This is a genomic window from Neoroseomonas eburnea (assembly GCF_018129005.1).
Taxonomy (GTDB): Bacteria; Pseudomonadota; Alphaproteobacteria; order Acetobacterales; family Acetobacteraceae; genus Neoroseomonas; species Neoroseomonas eburnea.
This window is the reverse complement of sequence record NZ_JAAEDL010000002.1, coordinates 34,347-57,264: the sequence shown is the minus strand read 5'-3', so window position 1 is coordinate 57,264 and position 22,918 is coordinate 34,347. Positions and strand designations below refer to the sequence as shown.

Below are 22,918 nucleotides of genomic sequence, written 5' to 3'. Positions count from 1 at the left end.
GGGAGTGGTGTGAGATGAGCACGAGGGAGAGGGAAGTGGCCGAACGTCGTGGATTCCTGAAAGCGCTGGGTCTCGCGGCCGGTGGTGCCGCCGCGGCGGGCGTCGCGGAAGCGGCGGGCCCGGTGCGGGCCGATGCCGTGCCGCCCGGCGCCGCACGCAAGGAGAACGAGGCCGACCGCCTGAAGGCGCGCTACCAGCCGAACAGCGCCGACGTGCAGGCCTTCTACCGCACCAACCGCTACGGCGGCTGAAGCAAGACGACGGGAGCGCAACCCCATGCTGATCAAGCGTTCCGAGGCCCGTGCCGGCAAGCAGCGTCTCGCCGCGGCCTATGCCGGGCTTTCCGCCGGCGGTCTCGACCGCCGCGCCTTCCTGAGGCAGGCGGGGCTGACGGGCGTCGGTCTCTCCGCGCTCGGCGCCATTCCGCTGACCACGGTGCGCCCGGCCGCCGCCGGGCCGACCGACTTCGCGCAGCCGATCACGCGCATCAAGAACGTCTGCACGCATTGCTCGGTCGGCTGCACCGTGACCGCCGAGGTGCAGAACGGCGTCTGGGTCGGGCAGGAACCGTCCTGGGACAGCCCGATCAACCGCGGCACGCATTGCGCCAAGGGCGCTTCGGTGCGCGAGCTCGTGCACGGCGACCGGCGCATCAAGTACCCGATGAAGCTGGTGAACGGACAGTGGCAGCGGATGTCCTGGGACGCCGCGCTGGCCGAGATCGGCGACAAGCTGATGGCGGTGCGCCAGGCTTCGGGCCCTGACAGCGTGTTCTGGCTGGGCAGCGCCAAGTTCTCGAACGAGGGCGCCTACCTCTACCGCAAGTTCGCGGCCTTCTGGGGCACCAACAACGTCGACCATCAGGCGCGCATCTGCCATTCGACCACCGTCGCCGGCGTCGCCAACACCTGGGGCTACGGCGCGCAAACCAATTCCTACAACGACATCCGCAATTCCAAGACCATGATCATCATGGGCGGGAATCCCGCGGAGGCACATCCCGTGTCGCTGCAGCACGTGCTGAGCGGCAAGGAGATGAACCGCGCCAACCTGATCGTCATCGACCCGCGCTTCACGCGCACCGCGGCGCACGCGACCGAGTACGTGCGCATCCGCCCGGGCACGGACATCCCCATCATCTGGGGCCTGCTCTGGCACATCTTCGAGAATGGCTGGGAGGACAAGGAGTTCATCCGCCAGCGCGTCTACGGCATGGACGACGTCCGCACCGAGGTCGCGAAATGGAACCCGCAGGAGGTCGAGCGCGTCACCGGCGTGCCGGGCGCGCAGCTTCGCAAGGTGGCCGAGCTGTTCGCCACGCAGAAGCCCTCCACCCTGATCTGGTGCATGGGCGCCACGCAGAAGACGGTCGGCACGGCGAATGTCCGCGCCTATTCGATCCTGCTGCTCGCCACCGGCAATGTCGGCAAGGAGGGCACGGGCGCGAACATCTTCCGTGGCCACTGCAACGTGCAGGGCGCGACCGACTTCGGCCTCGATGTCACGACGCTGCCGGCCTATTACGGCCTGGACGAGAATGCGTGGAGGCACTGGTCGCGCGTCTGGGGCGTCTCCTATGAGAGCATCGTCGCGCGCTTCGACAGCCCGGCCATGATGACGACGCCGGGCATCCCGACCACGCGCTACTTCGATGCGGTGACGCTGCCGCGCGATCAGGTGCAGCAGCGCGACAACTTCAAGGCGATGGTCGTCTTCGGCCATGGCGGCAACACCGTGACGCGCATGCCAGAAGCCGTGCGCGGGCTCGAGAAGCTGGATCTGCTGGTGGTCGCGGACCCGCATCCGACGACCTTCGCCGTGCTCGCGAACCGGCGGGAGAACACCTACCTGCTGCCGATCTGCACGCAGTTCGAGACCTCCGGCAGCCGCACCGCGTCCAACCGCTCGGTGCAGTGGGGCTCGCAGATCGTGAAGCCGATCTTCGAGAGCAAGGACGACTACGAGGCGCTCTATCGCCTCGCCGGCGCGATCGACGCGGCGGCGCAGAAGCGCAACATGCCCTTCCGCATGCAGGCGGAGATGTTCCAGGGCTTCGAGATCAAGGACAACGCGCCGACCTCGGAGAGCATCCTGCGCGAGATCAACCGCGGCGCCATCTCCACCGGCTACACCGGCCAGTCGCCGGAACGCCTGAAGCTGCACATGCAGCACCAGGACAAGTTCGACCTGGTGACGCTGCGCGCGAAGGACGACGCGCCGCCCGAGATCCGCGGCGACTTCTACGGCCTGCCCTGGCCGTGCTGGGGCAAGCCGGAATGGCGGCATCCGGGCACGCATGTGCTCTACAACACCAACCTCCATGTGAAGGAAGGCGGCGGCACCTTCCGCGCGCGCTTCGGCGTGGAGCGCAACGGCGTCTCGCTGCTGGCGGAAGGATCCTTCTCGAAAGGCTCCGAGCTGACGGACGGCTATCCGGAATTCACCACCGCGGTGATGGCCCGTCTCGGCTGGGATGCCGAGCTGACGGCGGAGGAGAAGGCTTCCATCCAGCGCCAGGGCGGCACGGCCTCCTGGGCCACGGACCTGTCCATGGGCATCATCCGCGTGACCATGGAACATGGCGTGATGGCCTACGGCAACGCCAAGGCCCGCGCCAATGCCTGGAACCTGCCCGATCCGGTGCCGGTGCATCGCGAGCCGATCTACACGCCGCGCACCGACCTGATCGCGCAGTATCCGACACTGCCGGACCGGCGCGGCTTCCGCCTGCCGCATCTCGGGCAGAGCGTGCAGAACCGCTCGCGCGAGGTGGCGCCGAATTTCCCGATCATCCTCACCTCCGGCCGCCTGGTGGAATACGAGGGCGGCGGCGAGGAGACGCGCTCCAACCGCTGGCTCGCCGAGCTGCAACAGGACATGTTCATCGAGATCAACCCGCAGGACGCGGCGGCGCGCAACGTCCGCGACGGCCAGTGGGTGCTGGTGCAGGGTCCGGAGATGCCGCGCGACAAGCAGGTGCGCGTGAAGGCGCTGGTGACCGAGCGCGTCGGCGCCGGCGTCGCCTGGATGCCCTTCCACTTCGCCGGCTGGTTCATGCAGGAGGACCAGCGAGGCAAATACCCGCAGGGCACCGACCCGATCGTGCTCGGTGAATCCGTCAACGCGGTGACGACCTACGGCTACGACCCGGTGACCTTCATGCAGGAAACGAAGGTCACCCTCTGCCAGATCCGCGCGGCGTAAGAGGAGGCGCGACACATGGCCCGCATGAAGTTCCTTCTCGACTCCGACCGCTGCATCGAGTGCAACGCCTGCGTCACGGCGTGCAAGAACGAGCACGAGGTGCCCTGGGGCATCAACCGCCGGCGCGTCGTCACCATCAATGACGGCAAGCCGGGCGAACGCTCGGTCTCGATGGCCTGCATGCACTGCACCGACGCGCCCTGCGCGGCGGTCTGTCCGGTGTCCTGCTTCTACACGACCGCGGATGCGATCGTGCTGCACGACAAGGATCTGTGCATCGGCTGCGGCTACTGCTTCTACGCCTGCCCCTTCGGCGCGCCGCAGTATCCGCGCATCGGCAACTTCGGCAGCCGGGGCAAGATGGACAAGTGCACCTATTGCGCCGGCGGCCCGCAGGCCGACAACACCGGGGCCGAGTACATCCAGTACGGCGCCAACCGCATCGCGGAGGGCAAGCTGCCGCTCTGCGCGGAGATGTGCTCGACCAAGGCGCTGCTCGCCGGCGACGGGGAGGTGATTGCCCAGATCTACCGCGAGCGCGTGCAGCGGCGCGGTTACGGCGCCGGCGCCTGGGGCTGGCGCACCGCCTACCGCGAAACCGTCGCGATCTGAGGAGCGCCGCGATGAAGATCCGCATCCTCGCCCTGCTCGCCGCGCTGTTCATTGGCGTGGCGGGCCTGCCGGCATTCGCGCAGGGCAGCTCGCAGGCGCCTTCCGTCGCCGACGAGATGGCGATCCAGGCCTTGCTGCGCGGCGAGACCGTGCATGGCCGCATCACCATCCCCGACCAGCGCGCGGCCAACCTGATCCAGCCGCAGGGGCGCGAATGGCGTGAATTCCACAATGTGACGCTGGCCTGGGTGGGCGGTGTCGCGGTGCTGGGCATGCTCGCCCTGCTGGTCGTCTTCCGCGTGGCGAAGGGCCGCATCCCGATCGAGGGCGGGCCTTCCGGCCGCACCATCCAGCGCTTCAACGCCTTCGAGCGCGTCAATCACTGGATGGTGGCGTCCTGCTTCATCATCCTCGCGCTCTCGGGCCTCAACCTCACCTTCGGCCGGCATGTCCTGCTGCCTGTGATTGGCCCCGAGGCGTTCACCGAAGTCAGCCTCTGGGGGAAGCTGGCCCATAACTTCCTGGCCTTCCCTTTCACTCTCGGCCTCGTCTTCATGCTGCTGCTCTGGATCAAGGACAACATCCCGAACGGCACCGACATCCGCTGGCTGAAGACGGGCGGCGGGCTGGTCGGCAACGCGCATCCGGATAGCGAGCGCTTCAACGCGGGCCAGAAGGGCATCTTCTGGATCACGGTGCTCGGCGGCGCGGCGGTGGCCTTTACCGGCTACATGCTGGTCTTCCCCTTCTTCTTCACCGACATCGCCGGCATGCAGCTCAGCCACATGATCCACAGCATCGTCGCGGTGCTGATGATCGCGGTGATGCTCGCGCATATCTACATCGGCACGATGGGGATGGAGGGCGCGGTCGAGGCCATGACCACCGGCCAGGTGGACCTCAACTGGGCCAAGCAGCACCACAACCTCTGGGTCGAGGAGGAACTGGCGAAGGGCCGTGCCGCCAGCCCGCCGACCGGCGCCAAGGCCGCCGGCGCGGACTGACGCCGCGGCCCACCGGTGGTATGGACGCGCGGGCGCATGGCGAAGGCCTTGCGCCCGTCGCTTTTGAGGGAAACGCCGACGTGACGCGCATCATCGGCCTCGCCGGCTGGAGCGGGGCCGGCAAGACCACGCTGATGGTCAGGCTGCTGCCCTGCCTGATCGGGCGGGGCCTTTCGGTTTCCACGCTGAAGCACGCGCATCACCGCTTCGACGTGGACGTGCCGGGCAAGGATTCCTGGGAACACCGCAAGGCCGGCGCGCAGCAGGTGATGGTCGCCTCCGGTGCGCGCTGGGCACTGATGACGGAACTCCGTACGGCGCGCGAGCCGACGCTGCCGGAACTGATCGCGCGCATGGACCCTGCGGACCTGGTGATCGTCGAGGGCTACAAGCGCGATGCCCATCCGAAGATCGAGGTGCACCGCGCGGCCAACGGCAAGCCGTGGATGCGGCCGGACATGCCGGGGATCGTCGCCGTCGCCTCCGACATCCCGGCGCCCTATGAGCTGCCACAGGCGCATCTCGACGATGTCGAGGCGATCGCGGACATTGTCCTCGCCCACGCTGCCCCGCTCGCCGCGATCGATTGGGCGGTGCGGCAGGAGGCCTGATGGCCCAACTCAGCGACGACTGCTTCGCCTTCGGCGGGGCGCTGATGTCGGTGGAGGAGGCGCAAGCGCTGATCGCCGCGCGCATTCCCGAACCTGTGGGCGAGGAGGAGGTGCCGCTGACCGCCGCCCGTGGCCGCGTGCTGGCGCATGACCTGGTGGCGCCCATGCCGCTGCCGCCCTTCGCGAATGCTGCCGTGGATGGCTGGGCTCTCCGTCATGAGGATCTGGCGCCGGGCGCTCCGACGCGGCTGCTCGAGACCGGCCGCGTTGCCGCGGGCCATGCGCCGGCCCGCCCCGCCGGCGCCGGGGAGGCGGTGCGCGTCTTCACCGGAGCACCCATGCCGGCCGGCACCGACACCTGCGTGATGCAGGAGGACGTGACGCGCGAGGGCAGCGCCATCCTCGTCCTGGCGGGCCTCAGGCGCGGCGCCAATGCCCGCCCGGCGGGCGAGGACGTGGAGCGCGGCGCGGTGGCGCTGAGGGCCGGGCAGCGGCTAGGCCCGGCCGAGATCGGGATGGCGGCGGCGCTCGGGCAGCGCAGCCTTGTCGTGCGGCGGCTGCCGCGGATCGGCGTCTTTTCGACGGGCGACGAACTGGCCGAGCCGGGAGGGGGTCTTGGCCCGGCGCAGACCTATGACAGCAACCGCTTCACCCTGCTCGCGCTGCTGGCCGGCCTGCCGTGCGAGGCGACCGACCTCGGCATCCTGCCCGACGATGCGCCACGCACTGCGGCGGCGCTCGCTTCGGCCGCGCGCGACCACGACCTGCTGCTGACCAGCGGCGGCGTCTCCGGCGGCGAGGAGGACCACGTCCGCGCCGCGATCGAGGCCGGCGGCAGCCTGGTCTTCTGGCGGCTTGCGGTGAAGCCGGGCCGGCCGGCGGCGATGGGGGTGGTGGCGGGCACGCCCGTGCTGGGCCTGCCGGGCAATCCGGTGGCGGCGGTGGTGTGCTTCCTGCATCTGGCGCGGCCGCTGCTGCTGCGCCTCGCCGGCGCGGCGGACCAGGCCCTGCCGCGTTTTGCCGCCACGGCGGATTTCGCCTACCGCAAGAAGGCCGGGCGACGGGAATACGTGCGCGTCACGTTGGAGACCGCGCATGGCACGACGACCGCGCGGAAGTTCGCGCGCGAAGGAGCGGGACTGCTGTCCTCGCTGACCCAGTCCCAGGGCTTTGCGGAACTGCCCGAGGCCGTGACGCAGGTCACTCCCGGCGAGCGCGTGACCGTGCTTCCCTTCGCCGGGATCCTCTGATGGCCGTCGCTTCCGGAATCGTCATCTGCAGCATCGGTGCTGTGCTTCTGTACCGGGATCTGCGCTCCGTCCTGCGCCGGATCTTCTGGCGCCGGACGCGCGCTGTCGCCGTCACGCACAAGGGGCTCGGCGGATCCCGCTTCGACTTCTGCCTGCCTGATGGCAGTGCCGTCAGCGCGCCGGCCGTGGGCAGCAGGAATCGGGGGTTTCCCATCGGCTCCATGCCGGTGACCATTGTCTACAACCCCAAGGCGCCATCGCACGGCGTCGAGGTGGTGAGCGGCGTCGGCATGGTGGTCAGCCTAGCCTTCACGGCCGTACTGCTGGCGGTCGGCGTGAGGGAATTGTTCAACTGACTGGCCTGAGAGGGGCTCTGCCCCACTCGAACTTTCCTTGCCAAAGGCTTGTTGCCTTTGGAAGCCCTGACGACACGTTTCCGCGGGTGCAGGGGGCCGTGTCCCCTGCCGGGGGAGTTCGAGGGGGCAGCGCCCCCTCGACCCGATCAGAGCCGTACGCCGCCGGTCGCGAAGGCGACCTGGACCGTTTCCTGCACCCTGGTGTCGAGGACATAGGCCGCGCCGACCGCGACGATGGCGGCGATGACGATGCCCGAGATGATGGCCTTCATGCGTGGCGCTCCCCGCAATCGCGACTGTCCTTGTCTATGGCGCTGCGTTGGGGGGTTTGCAACAGGGGCAGCAGGCGCTCCGCGATTGCCAGGTCTTCGGGCGCATTGGCGTTGAAGAAGGGGTCGACGGGATTGTCCGGCCAGTCGGCATGGGTGCAGCCGTGGCGGGCCGTCCAGCGGTCGATCTTGCGTTCCCCGGCGAGCAGCGCGGCGCGCAGTTCCTCCCGCAGCGCCACCGGCCACAACCCGACCGGCGGATGGGTCTGGCCGCCCGAACGGGCGCAGGCGAACGGCACGCTCGCCGCTTCCCGCGCCGCATGCAGCCGCGCCACCAGATCGTCCGGGATGAAGGGCGAATCCCCCGGCACGGAAGCGATCCAGGGCAGGTCGGGCCGTTCCGCCGCCGCCCAGTCCATCGCGGCAAGGATCCCCGCCAGCGGCCCCGGATAATCCGGCAACCCATCTGCCACCACCGGCAGCCCATAGGACGCGAAGCGTGCCGGATCGCCGTTCGCGTTCAGCACCACCGCCGCGACCTGCGGCGCGAGCCGCGCCAGCGCGTGGTCGAGCATCGGTCTGCCGCCGAGTGTCCGCAGCGGCTTGTCTCCGCCGCCCATGCGGCGTGCCAGGCCGCCAGCGAGGACGCAGCCCAGGGTTCCGCGCGCCTGCGCCGCTCCGTCGGGCATCGCATGGGCCGTCGGCATACCGTCGGGGCTTCCGCTCGCCCGCTGCGTCCCGGCGCGATCCGCGCCGTCCGATGCGGTGGTGTCGCGTATCCCGCGCGCCTCCGGCGCCGCTGGATCGCTCCGGCGTGCCTGCGGCGCCGTTGGATCGCTCCCGCGCGCCTCCGGCGCCGCTGGATCGCTCCCGCGCGCCTCCGGCGCGACGCCCCGCCTCTCAGCCGGCATCGTCGGTCGCCGCCATCGCCTCGGCGCTGTTCTTGCGCCAGTGCTTGGCGGCCTCCTCCTCGACGTAGTTCAGGTCGGCATCGAAGACGATGCGCTCCTCGCCCGAGAGCGCCACGAAGCGCTTGCCCTTGCAGCGGCCGATCAGCGTCAGCCCGGCCTCCTTCGCCAGTTCCACACCCCAGGCGGTGAAGCCGGAACGCGACACCAGGATCGGGATGCCCATGCGCACGGTCTTGATGACCATCTCCGAGGTCAGCCGACCCGTGGTGTAGAAGATCTTGTCGCCGGGGCTTTCGCGCTCGCGGAACATCCAGCCCGCGATCTTGTCCACCGCGTTGTGGCGGCCGACATCCTCCATGTAGACGACCGGCTGGTCGCGCAGGCAGAGCGCGCAGCCATGGATCGCGCCGGCCTCCAGATACAGCGTCGGCAGCGTGTTGATGCGGTGCAGCAGGCGGTAGAGCCAGGAGGTGCGCAACTCCGTCTTCGGCAGGCGCACCTGGGCGAAGCCCTCCATCAGGTCGCCGAAGGCCGTGCCCTGCGCGCAGCCGGAGGTCAGCGTCTTCTTGCGCAGCTTCTCCTCGAAGTCGGTCCGCTCCGGCGTGCGCACGATGACGACGCCGAGGTCGTCGTCGTAGTCGACGCCGGTGACGACCGCATCCTGCTTCAGCATGCCCTGGTTCAGCAGGTAGCCGAGGGCGAGATCCTCCGGCCGGTCGCCGATCGTCATCATGGTGACGATCTCCTGGCCGTTGAGGAACAGCGTCAGCGGGCGCTCGACCGTGACGGAGGTCTCGATCGGCGCGCCGGTGTGGTCCACGCCGGTGACGCGACGCGTCAGGCGCGGGTCGCTGGGGTCGGGCTTGACGCGGAGAAGGTCGGACATGGGCAGGAGATGGGCGAGGCACCGGAAGGTGGCAAGCGCACCGGAGGGGCGTCGCCCCTCCGGGCCACCCCACCAAAGGCCGAAAGGCCTTTGGAAACCATCACCTGGTGTCGGGCAGAGCAGGTATTCCGCGGCAACCAAGGAAGCGCCACGCTCGAAGGTCGGATTTCCTTCCGGGCGTCGTGTCCGCAGCGCACTTTCCCGCGCCGGCGCGGCCATCATGCCCGGCACCAAGTACCGGCCGGTCCAGGGTGCCCCGCACCCTGGCGGGGTGAGGTTCGAACAGGGGCAGAGCCCCTCTCCGAACGGCGGCGTGAGAAGTTGACGCCCTTCGGGGTGGCACCCCTCCCGTCAGCCTGGCAGCCAGATCCCGCGCCCCGCGTAGAACCGCGCGAATGCATCCACCGCCAGCCGCGCGTCCGTCTGGCTTGCCGCATCGTGCCCCGACGGGTTGTGGAAGCGCAGCTTCTCCTCCGCCGTCCCGAACACCAGCACCAGGTGCCCGCCCCGCGCCGGAGGTTCGGTCTCGGGGCGCCGCACCGCCGGGTGCACGGAGGCGATGAACATGCCCCGGTCGGCGAGCAGCGATGGGATGTCCTCCGCCGGCACATCGACGCGCACCTCGGCGGCGATGCCGTGCGCCTCGCGCAGCCAGGTTGCGGCTGGGGCGTAGATCAGGCCACGGATGGAGCCGTCCGGCCGCACCACGTAGCCGCCGCGCCCGGTGAGTTCCCGCGCCAGGTCGAAGGCGCGCGGCGGTGCGATGCCGCGCGCGCCGAGCGCCATGCGCAGGCAGGCGACGCCGCAGAGATGGTCCGCCCATTCCGCGTATTCCGCCGCATCCCTCGCGCCGGAGGCGGCCCAGAGCGGGTCCTCCTCCGCCTTCAGCGTTCCGGTGATGATGTCGGCGATGCAGTCCGCCGACTCCCACTGGCCGAAATAGGGCGGGATCACCGCGGGCCCTGCGCCCGCCCGCGCCGCCACACGTCATCCGGCTTCGACCAGCTTGCCGGGTCGCGCAGTTCCCGCGCGAGACCGGCGGCCATCGCCTCGAAGATCGCGCGGCCCTTCTCCGGCGTCGCCGCGCGGGCATCGCCGCGCACGCCGGTCACCGGCGCGCGTTCGGAGAAGGACCAGAAGCGCGTCACCGCCTGGCTCGAGGCGTCGAAATTCCCCGGCGAGACGGAGTTGGCGATCTCCTCCATGCGCACCTGGCCCGGATCGAGATGCATCCACAGGCTGGTCTCGCCCTCGCAGGCGTGGTGGATGCCGGTCTGCGCGGTCAGCGCGGCGGCGATCTCCTTCGGCGCCACCCGGGTGATGCTGGTGGTCAGCACCGGGATGCCGAATTCATGCGCGAGTTCGCGCGTCGCCACGGCCAGCGGGTCGTTGTTCCCGCCATGGCTGTTGAAGAACATCACCTTGGAGAAGCCGTCCGCCAGCAGCGACCGCACGATGCAGCGCAGGATGCCGGCGAAGGTCGCGTAGTCGACGCTGATCGTGCCGCCGAAGGGGAAGTGGTGCTCGGACAGGCCGAGCCACATCGGCGGCAGCACCACCGCCGGCAGGTCGGCGCAGAGTTCCGACGCGCGGACGGACACCGAATGCCCGATGAAGCTGTCGGTCCAGACCGGCAGGTGCGGCCCGTGCTGTTCGATGCTCGCCACCGGCACCACCACCACGGCGTCGCGTTCCGCGAGCGCGCGCAGCTCCGGCGCCGTCAGCCGTTCCCAGCGAACTTCGGTCATCGGGCGTCAGCCCCTTCCCATGGCGTAGAATTCGTCATTCGGGCGCAGGTTGGTCACGTTCGCGAGCCGGTTGGACATGCCGAAGAAGGCGGCGATGGCGGCGATGTCCCAGATCGCCTCATCATCGAAACCGGCCTGGCGCAGGGCGTCATGGTCGGCGTCATTCACCTCGTTGGCGCGCAGCGTCACCTTGACGGCGAATTCCAGCATCGCCTTCTGCTTCGGCGTGATGTCGGCCTTGCGCCAGTTGGCGGCGACCTGGTCGGCGATCAGCGGGTTCTTGGCGCGGATGCGCAGAATGGCCCCGTGCGCGACGACGCAGTACTGGCACTGGTTCAGCGCCGAGACGGCGACCACGATCATCTCGCGCTCCGCCTTGGTCAGGCCTTCCGACTTGTCCATCAGCGTGTCGTGATAGGCCATGAAGGCGCGGAATTCCTCCGGGCGATGCGCGAGCATCAGGAAGACGTTCGGGATGAAGCCCGACTTCTCCTGCACCGTCAGGATCCGCGAGCGGATATCCTCGGGCAGGGTGTCGAGGTCGGGGATCGGGGTGCGGGCGACTGGCTTGTTCTTCATGGCGCGGACGATGGCGCCAAGCGGCGGGGTCAGTCCAGTCCCAGCAGCCCGCGCGCGAAGTCGCGCGCTTCGAAGGGGCGCAGATCCTCGGCCTTCTCGCCGACGCCGACCACATGCACCGGCAGGCCGAATTCCTGCGCCAGCGCCACCACGACGCCGCCCTTGGCGGAACCGTCCAGCTTGGTCACCGCGAGGCCGGAGACGTCCACCATCTCCTTGAACACCTTGACCTGCTGCAGCGCGTTCTGGCCGGTGGTGGCATCGAGCACCAGCAGCACGGAATGCGGCGCGGTCTCGTCCACGCGGCGGATGACGCGGATGACCTTCCGCAATTCCTCCATCAGCGCGGACTTGTTGTGCAGGCGGCCGGCGGTGTCGACCAGCAGCACGTCGAGGCCCTCGGCCCGCGCGGTGCCCAGCGCGTCGAAGGCGAGGCCCGCCGCGTCGGCGCCCGGCTTGGCCGGCGGGAAGAAGCGCGCGCCGGTGCGCTCGGCCCAGACCTGGAGCTGCTCGACGGCGGCGGCGCGGAAGGTGTCGCCGGCGACGAAGCCGGCCTTCAGCCCGGCGTCGCGGTACTGGCGGCCGAGCTTGGCGATGGTCGTCGTCTTGCCGGTGCCGTTCACGCCCACCACCAGCACGACATGCGGAGCGCGGGCGGGTTCGATGGTCATCGGCTGCGCGACGGGGGCGAGGATGGCGGCGATCTCCTCGGCGAGCGTCGCCTTCACCTCCTCGTCCGTCACTTCCTTGCCGAAGCGCGTCCTGCGGAAGCCCTCGACGATGCGCCGCGACGCCGCCACGCCGAGGTCGGCGGCGATCAGCGTCTCCTCGAGCTCCTCCAGCGCCTCATCGTCCAGCTTCCGCTTGGTGAAAAGCGCGGTGACGCTGTCGGTGAGCTTCGCCGTGGAGCGCGCCAGCCCGGCCTTGAGGCGGGAGAACCAGCCCTGGCGCCCTTCGTTCTCCGGCGGCGCCGGGGCGGGCTGCGCGTCGGCAGGCGGCCGCTGCGGGGCTTGCATGCCGACCGGGGGCGCCGGCACCTGCGCGACCGTCAGGGGTGCCTCCGCGCGGGTCGGGACCGGCGCCGGCTGAAAGGCCGCCGGGCTTGCCGCTTCGGCGATGGCCGCCCGGGCTGGCCCGTCGGCCCTCGCCAGACCCGTCGGTGGCGGGATCTCGATCGGGAACGGCTCGGGCGTGGGCTCGGGGATGAAGGGCGGCGTCTCGGCCGGGCCTGGCTCCGGGGTCTCGGGGCCGGAAGGCGGCGCCTCGGGCGGGCCGGGGATGGGAAGTTCGGGCGGGCGCGGCTCCTGCGCCGCGTCGCCGCCACGGAATCGGCTGAACAGGCTCTTGAGCACCATCAGGCAGCCTCCGCCAGCAGGGCATCCGGGGTGGCGCCGGTCACGCGCAGGCGGCGGATCTCACCGGGGCTCGCCATGCCGCGCGCGAGGCGCAGGGGCGCGAAGTGTTCCGTATGGCCGCGGTCGGCGTGCTCGAACAGGACCGCTTCCTCCTGGCCGATGCGCGCGGTGAACAGCCGCGCCGCGGCGCGGGCGCCGGCCTCCCGCAGACGCGCGGCGCGTTCCTTGCGCAGCGGCACCGGAAGCTGCGGCATGCGCGCGGCCGGCGTATCCGGCCGTTCCGAATAGGGGAAGACGTGCAGGAAGGAGAGGCCGCACTCCTCCACCAGCGCGAGCGTTTCGGCGAAATGCGCCTCGGTCTCGGTCGGGAAGCCGGCGATAAGGTCGGCGCCGAACACCATGTCCGGGCGCAGGCGGCGGGCGCGTTCGGCCAGCGCGATCGCATCCGCGCGCAGGTGCCGCCGCTTCATGCGCTTGAGGATCAGGTCCGCGCCGTGCTGCAGGGACAGGTGCAGATGCGGCATCAGGCGCGGTTCCTCGGCGATCAGGCGCCAGAGGTCCTCATCCACCTCCACGGGGTCGAGCGAGGAGAGCCGCAGCCGGGGCAATTCCGGCACCAGGGCCAGCAGCCGCCGCACCATCTGCCCGAGGCTCGGCTTTCCGGGCAGGTCCGGCCCATAGGAGGTGATGTCCACCCCGGTCAGCACCACTTCCCGGTAGCCGGCGGCAACGAGCGCGCGCACCTGTTCGACGATCGCGCCGATCGGCACGGAACGCGACGGACCGCGGCCGAAGGGGATCACGCAGAAGGTGCAGCGATGGTCGCAGCCCTGCTGCACCTGGACGAAGGCGCGGGCGCGGCCGGCGAATTCGGTCACCAGATGCGCCGCCGTCTCGGTCGCCGCCATGATGTCGGTGACCGGGGCAGGGGGGGCGTCGAGCGCCGCCCAGGTCTCGGGCTTCAGCTTGTCGGCATTGCCGATGACGCGCTCCACGCCGGGGATGGCGGCCCACTTCTCCGGGGCGATCTGCGCGGCGCAGCCGGTGACGATGATGCGCGCGCCGGGGTTGTCGCGATGCGCCTTCCGGATCGCCTGGCGGGCCTGGCGTTCGGCCTCGGCGGTGACGGCGCAGGTGTTCACCACGATGGCGCCGGCATGGCCGGCCTGCGCGGCGCTACCCGCCAGGGCGCGCGTCGCCAGGTCGCGCATCGCCTCGGATTCGTATGTATTGAGGCGGCAGCCGAAGGTGAGGACGCTGACGGACGCACCGGCATGATCCAGGCTTCCGTTGTTTGCGGCGGCCTGCTGTGCCCGGCGGTCTTCGGCGTCCGGGGTCATGACCCGTAGGCCTCGAGGTCGAGCGTGCCGGTGAAGGCGGTGGCGACGGGACCGGTCATCAGCACGTGGCCGTCGGTCTGGCGCCATTCCATCTGCAGGTCGCCGCCGGGCATGGTGACGGTCGCCCGCCGGCCGGTCAGGCCGCGGCGCACCGCGTTCACGATGCCCGCGCAGGCGCCGGAGCCGCAGGCCAGCGTCAGCCCCGCGCCGCGTTCCCAGATCACCAGCCGAAGGTGCTCGGGCGAGAGCACCTGCGCGAAGCCGATATTCGCCCGGTCCGGGAAGATCGGGTCGTGTTCGAGCTTCGGCCCGAGTTCCGCCACCGGGATGGCATCGAGGTCGTCGACGAAGAAGGTCGCGTGCGGATTGCCCATGGAGCAGGCCGCCGGGTCCGAGACCGGCCCGAGGGCGAGGGGCAGGTGCAGCGTATCCACCTTGCGCGCCAGCGGCACGTCGTCCCAGCGCAGCCGCGCCGGGCCCATGTCGGCGCGCCAGAGGCCGCCGGGCAGGCGTTCCACCGGCAGGTCGCCGGCGATGGTGCGCACCACCACGCGGTCGGCGCCGCGTTCCTCCGCGACCAGGGAGGCGATGCAGCGCGTCGCATTGCCGCAGGCCCCCGCCTCCGAGCCGTCGGGGTTGCGGATGCGCATGAAGACATCGGCGCCGGCGGGCGGCTTTTCCATGATGATGAACTGGTCGCAGCCGATGCCGAAATGCCGGTCGGCGATGGCGGCGGCACGCGCCGGGGTGACCGGCAGCTTGGCGGCGCGCGCGTCGAGCACGACGAAGTCGTTGCCCAGGCCGTGCATCTTGCGGAAGGGGACCATCACGGAGCGGATATGCCTCGCCGGGCCCCACGATCCAAGGGCTTCGCGCGCGGGACTGCCCCGCGCGGCGTTCAGCCGTTCAGCAGCCGGTCGATCTCGGCCTGGGCAAGGTCCGGACCGGCCGCCACCGGGTCAGCCACGGTCGAGGCGGCGCCGCGCACCTCCAGCCGGGGGACGTCCGGCGCCACGGTGCCGGGCACCAGGCCTTCGAGCATGGTTTCCACCTGCTGCAACTGGCGGATGGCGCGGCGGATGCGCTGGCCGGTCAGGTCCTGGAAGGAGCAGGCCTGGAAAATGGCATTCACCCGCTCGGTCAGGGCGGCGATGGAGGCGGTGTCCTGGGCGCCGTCATCCAACCATCGCTGGATCGCCTCGGCGGCTTCGAGGATGGTCTCGGCGGCGGCTTCCGTGGCCTGCACCACGGCTTCCAGCTCCAGCCCCGAATTGCGGGCGCCGGAGGCCGGGATGGCGATCAGCCGGGCGATCTGGCTGTGCACCTCCGCGATGCGGGTGGCGAGGTTCTCCTCGGTCATGCCGGCGAGCTGGACGGAGGCGGCGACCTCCGCGCTGAGCTCGGCGATGCGGCGGTCCATGAAGGCGCGCAGCGCGGCGAAGTCGGGGGCGAGGGCGGCGCGGATCGTCTCGGCGGTCTCTGGCGGCACGGGCGGGCCTCGGGCAGGGGAAGCGCCCATCAGACACCAGGGAGGATAAAGGGTCCGTTGCGGCGGGCCGGGGTTGCAGCGGGCAGGGCAGGGGTCTATACGCCCGCCTCCCGCGTCGTGGCCCCGTGGACATGCCCGGCCGGGAACACGCGTCCCCGCCGCATGGTGCGGCCCCGGCCTCCGGGAGCGAAGCGGGACGTGCCGACCCCAAGGAGGGCCAAATGTCCAAGATGAAGACGAAGTCGAGCGTGAAGAAGCGCTTCCGACTGACCGCCACGGGCAAGGTCAAGGCCGGCGCCGGCAACAAGCGCCACATGCTCACGGCCAAGACCAACAAGATGAAGCGCCAGAATCGCGGCATGTTCGTCCTGGACAAGCAGGACGGGGATACCGTGAAGCAGTGGCTGCCCTACGGGCTGGATCGGTAAGGAAGGGGACGCACCATGGCTCGTGTCAAGCGCGGCGTCACCAAGCACGCCCGTCACAAGAAGGTCCTGAAGCTCGCCGAGGGGTATGTCGGCCGCTCCGGTTCCGCCTATCGCCCCGCGCTCGAGCGCGTCGAGAAGGCGCTGCAGTATGCCTACCGCGACCGCCGCAACAAGAAGCGCGAGTTCCGCGGCCTCTGGATCCAGCGTATCAACGCCGCGGTCCGTGAGCACGGCCTGACCTATTCCCGCTTCATCGCCGGCATCAAGGCGGCGGGGATCGAGATGGACCGCAAGGTGATGGCGGCGCTGGCCTTCGACGAACCGGCGGCCTTCGCGGCGCTGGTCGAGCAGGCGAAGGCGAAGCTGGCCTGAACCCCTCGGCGCGGGGGTTCCCCTGCGTCGTTTCAGCGTTTAGCAGAGGGCCGCATCCCGGGACGACCGGGGCGCGGCCCTTCGCATTTTTCCGGACAGTGGGTGCATGACCGACGACCTCGCTTCCCTGCAGGCCGAGACCGAGGCGGCGCTTGCCGCCGCCGCCGACCTGCGTGCCCTCGACGCCGTGCGCGTCGGCGTGATGGGCAAGTCCGGCAGCCTGACCGCGCTGCTCAAGGGACTCGGCGCCGTGCCGGCGGACCAGCGGAAGGAACGCGGCGCCGCGCTCAACCGGCTGAAGACCGCGATCGAGGCCGCGATCGATGCCCGCCGCGTGGTGCTCGACGCCGCCGCGCTGGACGCCCGGCTCGCCGCCGAGCGCCTGGACGTGACCCTGCCGCCGCGCCCCTTCGCGCCCGGCACCGCGGCCGATGGCGGCATCCACCCGATCGCGCGGACCATGGAAGAGCTGACGGCCCTGTTCGGCGCCATGGGCTTCAAGGTCGCCGAGGGGCCGGACATCGAGGGCGACTGGTTCAATTTCGGCGCGCTCAACATCCCCGACCACCACCCGGCGCGGCAGGACCACGACACCTTCTATCTGCCCGAGGTGAACGGCCGCCGCCCGGTGCTGCGCACCCACACCTCCCCGGTGCAGATCCGCACCATGATCGCGCAGGAACCGCCGATCCGCGTCATCGTGCCGGGCCGCACCTACCGCGCCGACCATGACGCGACGCATTCGCCGATGTTCCACCAGGTCGAAGGGCTGGTGATCGACCGCGGCATCACGCTCGGCCATCTCAAGGGCTGCCTGATCGACTTCCTGCGCGCCTTCTTCGGCATCGCCGACCTGCCTGTGCGCTTCCGGTCGTCCTACTTCCCCTTCACCGAGCCCTCGATGGAGGTCGACATCGGCTGGTCGCGCAAGACCGGCGAGCTCGGCAAGGGCGGCGATTGGCTGGAAATCCTCGGCTCCGGCATGGTCCACCCGAAGGTGCTGGCCAATTGCGGCATCGACCCGCGCGAGTGGCAGGGCTTCGCCTTCGGCATGGGCATCGAGCGCATCACCATGCTCAAGCACGGCATTCCCGACCTGCGGCCGTTCTACGAGGCGGATGTCCGCTGGCTGCGCCACTACGGCGCCGATCCCTTGGCGCCGGCGACGCTGCATGAGGGGGTTTGACGCGACTGGGGAGAGCTCCGCCCTCCCCAAACCCCTCCGGTCGGGGGAAAGTATTCTCCCGAATCCCCGTTCTATTTTTGGCCGTTGGGCGGTTCCGCCGGGGGCGGTGCCAAGTGACGGTTTCCGAAGGCCTTTCGGCCTTTGGTGGGGTGGTCTGGAGGGGCAAGGCCCCTCCAGGACCCTTGATGCGAGGCTGACCCGATGAAGTTCACCCTGTCCTGGCTCCGCGACCATCTCGACACCGATGCCGGCGTCGACGAGATCGCCCGTCGCCTGAACGCCATCGGCCTCGAGGTCGAGGGCATCGAGGATCGTGGCGCAGCCCTCGCATCCTTCCGCATCGCCCGTGTCATCGAGGCGGTGCAGCACCCCAATGCCGACCGCCTGCGCCACCTGCGCGTGGATGTGGGTGACGGCGTCGAGCGGTCCGTTGTCTGCGGCGCGCCGAACGCGCGCACGGGCATGATGGGCGTCGCGGCGCTGCCGGGCGAATACGTCCCCGGCACCGGCGTCACGCTGAAGGTCGGCGAGATCCGCGGCGTGAAGTCGGAAGCGATGATGCTGTCGGCCCGCGAGATGGGCCTCGGCGACGATCACTCCGGCATCGTGGACCTGCCTGCGGATGCGCCGCTCGGCGAATCCTACGTGAAGTGGGCGGGGCTCGACGACCCGATCATCGAGATCAGCGTCACGCCGAACCGTGGCGATGCGCTGTCCGTGCGCGGCGTCGCGCGGGACCTGGCGGCCTCGGGCCTCGGCAGGCTGAAGCCGTGGTCGGCACCGGCTGCGGCACCGGCCTACAAGTCGCCATTGAACTGGAAGATCGAGGACCCGAGGGCCTGCCTCTGGGTGCTCGGCCGTGCCGTGCGCGGCGTGAAGAACGGGCCGAGCCCGAAATGGCTGCAGGACCGCCTCACGGCGATCGGCCTGCGGCCGATCAGCGCGCTCGTCGACATCACCAATTTCTTCACCTTCGACCTTGGCCGCCCATTGCACGTCTTCGACGTGGCGAAGGTGCAGGGCACGGACCTGACCATGCGCATGGCGCGGGAGGGCGAGACGCTCGCCGCGCTGAACGGCAAGGACTATGCGCTGACGCCGGAGGACGGCGTGATCGCGGATGCGGCCGGGGCCGAGGCGCTCGGCGGCGTCATCGGCGGCACGCATTCGGGTTGCGACGAGACCACCACCGAATGCTTCATCGAATGCGCGCTATTCGACCCGGTGCGGATCGCGCTGTCGGGCCGTCGCCACGACGTGCGCACCGATGCGCGCGCGCGCTTCGAACGCGGCCTCGACCCCGCCTTCCTGCCGGATGCGCTGGAGGCGGCGACGCGCATGATCATCGAGCTCTGCGGCGGCGAGGCGAGCGAGATCAGCACCGCCGGTGCGGAGCCCGCCTGGAAGCGGTCGGCGACGCTGCGCTTCGAGCGCGTGGCGGGCCTGGGTGGCCTCGACCTGCCGGCGGATGAGGCGGTGGGGCGGCTGGAACGCCTCGGCTTCGCGGTGCAGGCGCGCGATGCGGCCTCCGTCACCGTCGCCGTGCCGTCCTGGCGCAACGATGTCGCGGCCGATCTGTCCGCCTACCGTGCCGGCGGCGGCGCGCTGACGCAGTTCGAGGGGCTGGACCCGGCCCGCGCGGCCAAGGCGGCCGAAGGCTGCGCGGCGGTGGAGCCGGAAGCCGACCTGGTGGAGGAAGTGCTGCGCCTCGGCGGGCTGGATGCGGTGCCGGCGGTCTCGCTGCCGGCGCTCGCCGTCATCCCGCCGCCGGCCTTCACGCCGAGGCAGTCCCGGGCGGCGCTGGCGCGGCGCGTGCTGGCCGCGCGGGGCATGCTCGAGACCGTGACCTTTGCCTTCATGGAGACGAAGACCGCGGCGCTGTTCGGCGCCACGCCGGAGGCGCTGCGGCTGGTCAACCCGATCGCGGCCGACCTCGACCAGATGCGCCCCACTCCGGTTGCCTCCCTGCTGCTGGCGGCCGCGCGCAACGCGGCGCGCGGCTTCGGCGATGTGGCGCTGGCCGAACTCGGCGCCGCATATCGCGACATCACGCCGGACGGACAGGCGCAGGTGGCCGCCGGCGTGCGGCATGGATCGACGCCGCGCCACTGGGATGTCCCTGCGCGCGGCGTGGATGCGATGGACGCGAAGGGCGATGCGCTGGCGGTGCTGGTCGCGCTCGGCGTGCCGATGGCGGCGCTGCAGGTGACGACCGATGCGCCGCGCTTCTACCACCCGGGCCGTTCCGGCGTGGTGCGGCAGGGGCCGAAGACCGTGCTGGCGACCTTCGGGGAGATCCACCCGAAGGTGATGGAAGCGCTCGACCTGCCGGGCCCGGCGGTGGCCTTTGAGGTGTTCCTCGACGCCGTGCCCGAGCCCAAGCGCCGGAAGAAGGGTGCGCCCGACCTGCCGGCCTTCCAGCCGCTGCGGCGCGACTTCGCCTTCATCGTCGAGGACAAGGTCGCCGCCGAGGCCGTGCTGCGCGCCGCGCGCGGCGCCGACAAGGCGCTGATCACCGACGTGGCGCTGTTCGACCTCTACCAGGGCAAGGGCGTGCCGGACGGGGCGAAGAGCCTGGCCATCCAGGTCACCATCCAGCCGCGCGAGGCGACGCTGACCGACACGCAGATCGAGGCCATCGCCGACCGCGTGGTGGCGGCGGTGGCCAAGGCCACGGGGGCGGTGCTGCGGGCATGAACGCGCCTGCCGCGGCCAAGCGCCTGAACCTGGCGCTGCTGGCCGCGGCGATCGTGCTGGTGCTGTCGGTGTGGTTTGCCGGCACCGTGGCGGTGCCGTCGCTGATCGGGCAGGGGCTGATCTCGCCGGGGCGGGCGGCTTGGCTGACGGCCTGCGTGCAGCTCGGCTTCGTCGCCGGCACGCTGGTCAGCGCCGTGCTGTCGCTGGCGGATCGGGTGGATGCGCGGCGGCTGTTCCTGGGCTGCGCGCTGCTCGCGGCCGTCGCGACGCTGGCGCAGACGCAGGTGGCGCCGGCCGGCGCGGCGGCGCTGGTGCTGCGCTGCGTCGCCGGCGCGGCGATGGCGGGCGTCTATCCGGTCGGCATGAAGCTGGCGGCGTCCTGGGCGAGGGGTGACCTCGGGCTGCTGATCGGCATCGTGGTGGGGGCGGTGACGCTCGGCTCGGGCCTGCCGCACCTGCTGCCGGATCTGGTCGGCTCGCTCGACTGGCGCAGCGCCTATGCCGGGGCAGGGGTGCTGGCGGCGGCGGGGGGCGTGCTGATCCTGCCCTTCCGCCCCGGGCCGCTGCTCGGGGCGCGCCCGCCCTTCCGGCCGGGCCAGGCGCTGGAGGCCTGGCGGAACAGGGGGCTGCGCCTCGCGAACCTCGGCTACCTGGGGCACATGTGGGAACTCTATGCGATGTGGGCCTGGATCGGGGTCTTCCTGGCCTCCGTGCTGGGGCGGCCGGATGTGGGGGCCTGGGTATTCGGGGTGCTGGCGGCCGGGGCCGCGGGCTGCGTGCTGGCGGGGATCGCGGCGGACCGGTGGAACCGTGCCAGGGTCGCCGCGCTCTGCATGGTCGTCTCCGGCGGCTGCGCGGTGCTGATCGGGCCGGCCTCCGCTTGGCCGGCGCTGGCGCTCGGGCTCGCCTTCCTCTGGGGCTTCACGGTGGTGGCGGATTCCGCGCAGTTCTCGGCCTGCGTCGTGACCCTCTCGCCGCCGGACTATGTCGGGACGATGCTCACGGTGCAGACCTCGCTGGGCTTCCTGCTGACCGTCGGGACCATCGGGCTGCTGCCGGTCGCGATGCAGGCGCTGGGGCCGGGTACGGGCTTCGCGCTGCTGGGGATAGGACCCCTGCTCGGCGCGGTCGCCATGTGGCGGCTGGCGCCGATGCTGGAGGTGCCGCGCGTCATCGCCGGCCCCGCGCGCGCCGCGCCGCCGCCGTAGCGGGATCGCCGGCGAGGAAGGCGGCGAGTTCCCGATTGCCGCGGATCACCGTTTCCCCGGCGGCCACCAGCAGGTCCACATCGTCGCGCGGCAGGGTCAGGCCGGTCGGGATCCGGCGCAGCCGGTCCCGCAGCACCGCGTCCGGATGGTCGGCCAGGGAGACATGTACCAGCAGGCCCCCGACGTCGTCGCAGGGCCAGCCGTCGATGACCGGGGCGTGGCCGCAGCGGTTCTCGCGCTGGCGGTCCACCATGCGGTTCACCTCGGCCGCCGTCACGGCGAGGGTTTCGAGGTTGTAGTTGTCGATCTGCCCGCCCGAGACGGCGTCGAAGATCTGCACCAGGCCGTTGACCATGCGCTGGCGGGAGAGGGCGGGATCGGTCGCGGACTGGCCATCCACGCTGATCATCAGGACGCGCCGCACCATTCGGATGCGGGCGGCGAAATCCGGCACGTCGACGCCGCCCAGGATGGCGAAGTTCAGCGTCACCCGCAGGGCGAGATTGTCCGAGATGCCGCCATCCAGCAGGTGGATCCAAGGCGTCCTGTCGCGATCGGCCATGCGGCCGACGATCTCGAGCAGCCGGCGGCGATTGTACTCCGCCAGCATCGGCATGACCGAGAGATTGACCGGCAGCGGCGCGGTGCAATCCGGGCCGCGGTGGTTCGCCAGCGTGATCGGCGTGAACAGCAGCGGAAACCCGTTCGAAGCCGCGACCGCGCGCGCCACCGAGAACTGGGCCAGGTCGGAACAGATCACGTCGAAGGCGTGGGGCAGGAAGGGAAAGGCCGATCCGCTGGCGAGGTCGGTTGCGTTGATGGACAGGCGGGGCCGGCGACGCGCCACCAGGTCCCGGAAGGTCGCGCCGCGGAACATGAGGGCGTCATAGACCTCCGTCATGCGGTCATTGGTCCCGACGGCCGGATCCACCAGCCAGCCCCATTGCCAGGGCAGGAGATAGGTGCCCCAGACATAGGCGGCGATGTCCCGGTGGAGGAACTCCCCGGGGAAGGTCTGGAAGGACCGTTCGCCATAGAGCGCATAGTGCGCCGCGGTGAAACTGCCGCCTGAGACCCCCGCGATCTGGTCGATCTCGGCCAGCAGGTTGGAGGGCGGGCCCCCGAGATGGACCGGCACCTCCCGCATGCCGCGCAGCGCGCCATGGGCGAAGGCCGCCGAGCGCTTCCCTCCACCCGAGAAGGCGACGAAGATCAGCACATCGGATCGTCCGCCCGAGGCATTGACCTCATCGAGGCCATAGCCGTCGTTCCGGGCACCGGGGGCCAGCGCCGGATTGATCCCCCGGTCGGCGCCGGCACAGCCCAGAACGGCCAGGACCAGCGCCAGGGCGCCAAGACGCTTTGACTTGCGGGCCGTCTGCCCTATGTCCCCCCGCAGAGATGCGGGCACGC

The 22,918-nt window shown here is 70.8% G+C and carries 23 protein-coding genes; 12 read left to right on the top strand and 11 right to left on the bottom strand.

The genetic code is table 11. The annotated features are described in order from the left end of the window. Window positions 1-14 precede the first annotated feature (14 nt). The 7 genes from GXW74_RS02595 to GXW74_RS02565 all read left to right on the top strand — a co-directional run bounded on the left by GXW74_RS02595 (window position 15) and on the right by GXW74_RS02565 (window position 7,037). On the top strand, window positions 15-251 hold the full coding sequence (locus GXW74_RS02595; protein ID WP_211844723.1) for a hypothetical protein: 237 nt from the start codon (window positions 15-17) through the stop codon (window positions 249-251). 25 nt (window positions 252-276) lie between these two features. Next, window positions 277-3,204, top strand: coding sequence for a formate dehydrogenase subunit alpha (locus tag GXW74_RS02590; RefSeq protein WP_211844722.1), 2,928 nt, complete (start codon window positions 277-279; stop codon window positions 3,202-3,204). A gap of 15 nt (window positions 3,205-3,219) precedes the next feature. Continuing rightward, complete coding sequence (fdh3B, locus tag GXW74_RS02585) at window positions 3,220-3,816, top strand: formate dehydrogenase FDH3 subunit beta (RefSeq protein WP_211844721.1); 597 nt, start codon at window positions 3,220-3,222, stop codon at window positions 3,814-3,816. Window positions 3,817-3,827: 11 nt separating this feature from the next. Continuing rightward, window positions 3,828-4,820, top strand: coding sequence for a formate dehydrogenase subunit gamma (locus GXW74_RS02580; protein WP_211844720.1), 993 nt, complete (start codon window positions 3,828-3,830; stop codon window positions 4,818-4,820). A gap of 80 nt (window positions 4,821-4,900) precedes the next feature. Then, window positions 4,901-5,431, top strand: coding sequence for a molybdopterin-guanine dinucleotide biosynthesis protein B (gene mobB, locus GXW74_RS02575; RefSeq protein ID WP_338148116.1), 531 nt, complete (start codon window positions 4,901-4,903; stop codon window positions 5,429-5,431). Further along, entirely contained in the window at window positions 5,431-6,681 is a 1,251-nt protein-coding gene (locus tag GXW74_RS02570) for a molybdopterin molybdotransferase MoeA (protein WP_211844718.1), read from the top strand. The genes mobB and GXW74_RS02570 overlap by 1 nt, the downstream gene beginning before the upstream one ends. After that, window positions 6,681-7,037, top strand: a complete 357-nt coding sequence (locus GXW74_RS02565; protein WP_211844717.1) for a DUF3592 domain-containing protein — start codon at window positions 6,681-6,683, stop codon at window positions 7,035-7,037. The genes GXW74_RS02570 and GXW74_RS02565 overlap by 1 nt, the downstream gene beginning before the upstream one ends. Before the next feature lie 146 nt (window positions 7,038-7,183). On the opposite strand, the gene GXW74_RS28305 is transcribed toward GXW74_RS02565, so the two are convergent. The 10 genes from GXW74_RS28305 to GXW74_RS02520 all read right to left on the bottom strand — a co-directional run bounded on the left by GXW74_RS28305 (window position 7,184) and on the right by GXW74_RS02520 (window position 15,614). Then, on the bottom strand, window positions 7,184-7,309 hold the full coding sequence (locus tag GXW74_RS28305; protein WP_272877217.1) for a hypothetical protein: 126 nt from the start codon (window positions 7,307-7,309) through the stop codon (window positions 7,184-7,186). Beyond that, complete coding sequence (mobA, locus tag GXW74_RS02560) at window positions 7,306-8,013, bottom strand: molybdenum cofactor guanylyltransferase MobA (RefSeq protein WP_246522784.1); 708 nt, start codon at window positions 8,011-8,013, stop codon at window positions 7,306-7,308. Before mobA ends, GXW74_RS28305 begins: the two co-directional genes overlap by 4 nt. Window positions 8,014-8,206: 193 nt before the next feature. Next, window positions 8,207-9,103: a formate dehydrogenase accessory sulfurtransferase FdhD gene (fdhD, locus tag GXW74_RS02555; RefSeq protein WP_211844716.1), complete on the bottom strand. Its 897-nt coding sequence runs from the start codon at window positions 9,101-9,103 to the stop codon at window positions 8,207-8,209. A 351-nt stretch (window positions 9,104-9,454) separates the two neighbouring features. Next, on the bottom strand, window positions 9,455-10,057 hold the full coding sequence (locus GXW74_RS02550; RefSeq protein WP_246522783.1) for a C39 family peptidase: 603 nt from the start codon (window positions 10,055-10,057) through the stop codon (window positions 9,455-9,457). Then, window positions 10,054-10,851: a creatininase family protein gene (locus GXW74_RS02545; protein ID WP_211844714.1), complete on the bottom strand. Its 798-nt coding sequence runs from the start codon at window positions 10,849-10,851 to the stop codon at window positions 10,054-10,056. Before GXW74_RS02545 ends, GXW74_RS02550 begins: the two co-directional genes overlap by 4 nt. Window positions 10,852-10,857: 6 nt before the next feature. Continuing rightward, a complete protein-coding gene (locus tag GXW74_RS02540) occupies window positions 10,858-11,430 on the bottom strand; it encodes a peroxidase-related enzyme (protein WP_211844713.1) in 573 nt (190 codons plus the stop codon). A gap of 29 nt (window positions 11,431-11,459) precedes the next feature. Then, window positions 11,460-12,446 (bottom strand): signal recognition particle-docking protein FtsY, encoded by a 987-nt coding sequence (gene ftsY / locus GXW74_RS02535; protein ID WP_246522817.1) that lies wholly within the window; start codon window positions 12,444-12,446, stop codon window positions 11,460-11,462. Between the two features lie 338 nt (window positions 12,447-12,784). After that, complete coding sequence (gene mtaB, locus GXW74_RS02530; RefSeq protein ID WP_211844711.1) at window positions 12,785-14,125, bottom strand: tRNA (N(6)-L-threonylcarbamoyladenosine(37)-C(2))-methylthiotransferase MtaB; 1,341 nt, start codon at window positions 14,123-14,125, stop codon at window positions 12,785-12,787. Then, window positions 14,122-14,952 (bottom strand): diaminopimelate epimerase, encoded by an 831-nt coding sequence (gene dapF, locus GXW74_RS02525; RefSeq protein WP_211844966.1) that lies wholly within the window; start codon window positions 14,950-14,952, stop codon window positions 14,122-14,124. Before dapF ends, mtaB begins: the two co-directional genes overlap by 4 nt. A 71-nt stretch (window positions 14,953-15,023) precedes the next feature. Next, window positions 15,024-15,614, bottom strand: a complete 591-nt coding sequence (locus GXW74_RS02520) for a protein phosphatase CheZ (protein WP_211844710.1) — start codon at window positions 15,612-15,614, stop codon at window positions 15,024-15,026. Between the two features lie 221 nt (window positions 15,615-15,835). On the opposite strand from GXW74_RS02520, the gene rpmI reads away from it, so the two are divergent. The 5 genes from rpmI (at window position 15,836) to GXW74_RS02495 (ending at window position 21,505) form a co-directional block, all read left to right on the top strand. Next, a complete protein-coding gene (gene rpmI / locus GXW74_RS02515) occupies window positions 15,836-16,042 on the top strand; it encodes a 50S ribosomal protein L35 (protein WP_211844709.1) in 207 nt (68 codons plus the stop codon). Window positions 16,043-16,057: 15 nt separating this feature from the next. Beyond that, on the top strand, window positions 16,058-16,414 hold the full coding sequence (gene rplT / locus GXW74_RS02510) for a 50S ribosomal protein L20 (RefSeq protein WP_211844708.1): 357 nt from the start codon (window positions 16,058-16,060) through the stop codon (window positions 16,412-16,414). A 106-nt stretch (window positions 16,415-16,520) separates the two neighbouring features. After that, window positions 16,521-17,600 (top strand): phenylalanine--tRNA ligase subunit alpha, encoded by a 1,080-nt coding sequence (gene pheS, locus GXW74_RS02505; protein WP_211844707.1) that lies wholly within the window; start codon window positions 16,521-16,523, stop codon window positions 17,598-17,600. 201 nt (window positions 17,601-17,801) lie between these two features. Then, window positions 17,802-20,297, top strand: coding sequence for a phenylalanine--tRNA ligase subunit beta (pheT, locus tag GXW74_RS02500; protein ID WP_211844706.1), 2,496 nt, complete (start codon window positions 17,802-17,804; stop codon window positions 20,295-20,297). Further along, on the top strand, window positions 20,294-21,505 hold the full coding sequence (locus GXW74_RS02495; RefSeq protein ID WP_211844705.1) for an MFS transporter: 1,212 nt from the start codon (window positions 20,294-20,296) through the stop codon (window positions 21,503-21,505). Before pheT ends, GXW74_RS02495 begins: the two co-directional genes overlap by 4 nt. Here GXW74_RS02495 and GXW74_RS02490 read toward each other — a convergent pair. Continuing rightward, window positions 21,468-22,916 (bottom strand): patatin-like phospholipase family protein, encoded by a 1,449-nt coding sequence (locus GXW74_RS02490; RefSeq protein WP_211844704.1) that lies wholly within the window; start codon window positions 22,914-22,916, stop codon window positions 21,468-21,470. The genes GXW74_RS02495 and GXW74_RS02490 overlap by 38 nt on opposite strands. Between the last annotated feature and the right edge of the window lie 2 nt (window positions 22,917-22,918).

Bases quoted from the DNA above. Each gene is read 5' to 3' on its own strand.
- dapF (WP_211844966.1), bottom strand. From the start codon at position 14,952: ATGGTCCCCTTCCGCAAGATGCACGGCCTGGGCAACGACTTCGTCGTG.
- GXW74_RS02495 (WP_211844705.1), top strand. From the start codon at position 20,294: ATGAACGCGCCTGCCGCGGCCAAGCGCCTGAACCTGGCGCTGCTGGCC.
- GXW74_RS02590 (WP_211844722.1), top strand. From the start codon at position 277: ATGCTGATCAAGCGTTCCGAGGCCCGTGCCGGCAAGCAGCGTCTCGCC.
- pheT (WP_211844706.1), top strand. From the start codon at position 17,802: ATGAAGTTCACCCTGTCCTGGCTCCGCGACCATCTCGACACCGATGCC.
- ftsY (WP_246522817.1), bottom strand. From the start codon at position 12,446: ATGCAAGCCCCGCAGCGGCCGCCTGCCGACGCGCAGCCCGCCCCGGCG.
- GXW74_RS02565 (WP_211844717.1), top strand. From the start codon at position 6,681: ATGGCCGTCGCTTCCGGAATCGTCATCTGCAGCATCGGTGCTGTGCTT.
- rplT (WP_211844708.1), top strand. From the start codon at position 16,058: ATGGCTCGTGTCAAGCGCGGCGTCACCAAGCACGCCCGTCACAAGAAG.
- pheS (WP_211844707.1), top strand. From the start codon at position 16,521: ATGACCGACGACCTCGCTTCCCTGCAGGCCGAGACCGAGGCGGCGCTT.
- mobA (WP_246522784.1), bottom strand. From the start codon at position 8,013: ATGCCGACGGCCCATGCGATGCCCGACGGAGCGGCGCAGGCGCGCGGA.
- mtaB (WP_211844711.1), bottom strand. From the start codon at position 14,125: ATGACCCCGGACGCCGAAGACCGCCGGGCACAGCAGGCCGCCGCAAAC.
- GXW74_RS02595 (WP_211844723.1), top strand. From the start codon at position 15: ATGAGCACGAGGGAGAGGGAAGTGGCCGAACGTCGTGGATTCCTGAAA.
- fdhD (WP_211844716.1), bottom strand. From the start codon at position 9,103: ATGTCCGACCTTCTCCGCGTCAAGCCCGACCCCAGCGACCCGCGCCTG.
- GXW74_RS02580 (WP_211844720.1), top strand. From the start codon at position 3,828: ATGAAGATCCGCATCCTCGCCCTGCTCGCCGCGCTGTTCATTGGCGTG.
- fdh3B (WP_211844721.1), top strand. From the start codon at position 3,220: ATGGCCCGCATGAAGTTCCTTCTCGACTCCGACCGCTGCATCGAGTGC.
- rpmI (WP_211844709.1), top strand. From the start codon at position 15,836: ATGTCCAAGATGAAGACGAAGTCGAGCGTGAAGAAGCGCTTCCGACTG.
- GXW74_RS02570 (WP_211844718.1), top strand. From the start codon at position 5,431: ATGGCCCAACTCAGCGACGACTGCTTCGCCTTCGGCGGGGCGCTGATG.
- GXW74_RS02540 (WP_211844713.1), bottom strand. From the start codon at position 11,430: ATGAAGAACAAGCCAGTCGCCCGCACCCCGATCCCCGACCTCGACACC.
- GXW74_RS28305 (WP_272877217.1), bottom strand. From the start codon at position 7,309: ATGAAGGCCATCATCTCGGGCATCGTCATCGCCGCCATCGTCGCGGTC.
- GXW74_RS02545 (WP_211844714.1), bottom strand. From the start codon at position 10,851: ATGACCGAAGTTCGCTGGGAACGGCTGACGGCGCCGGAGCTGCGCGCG.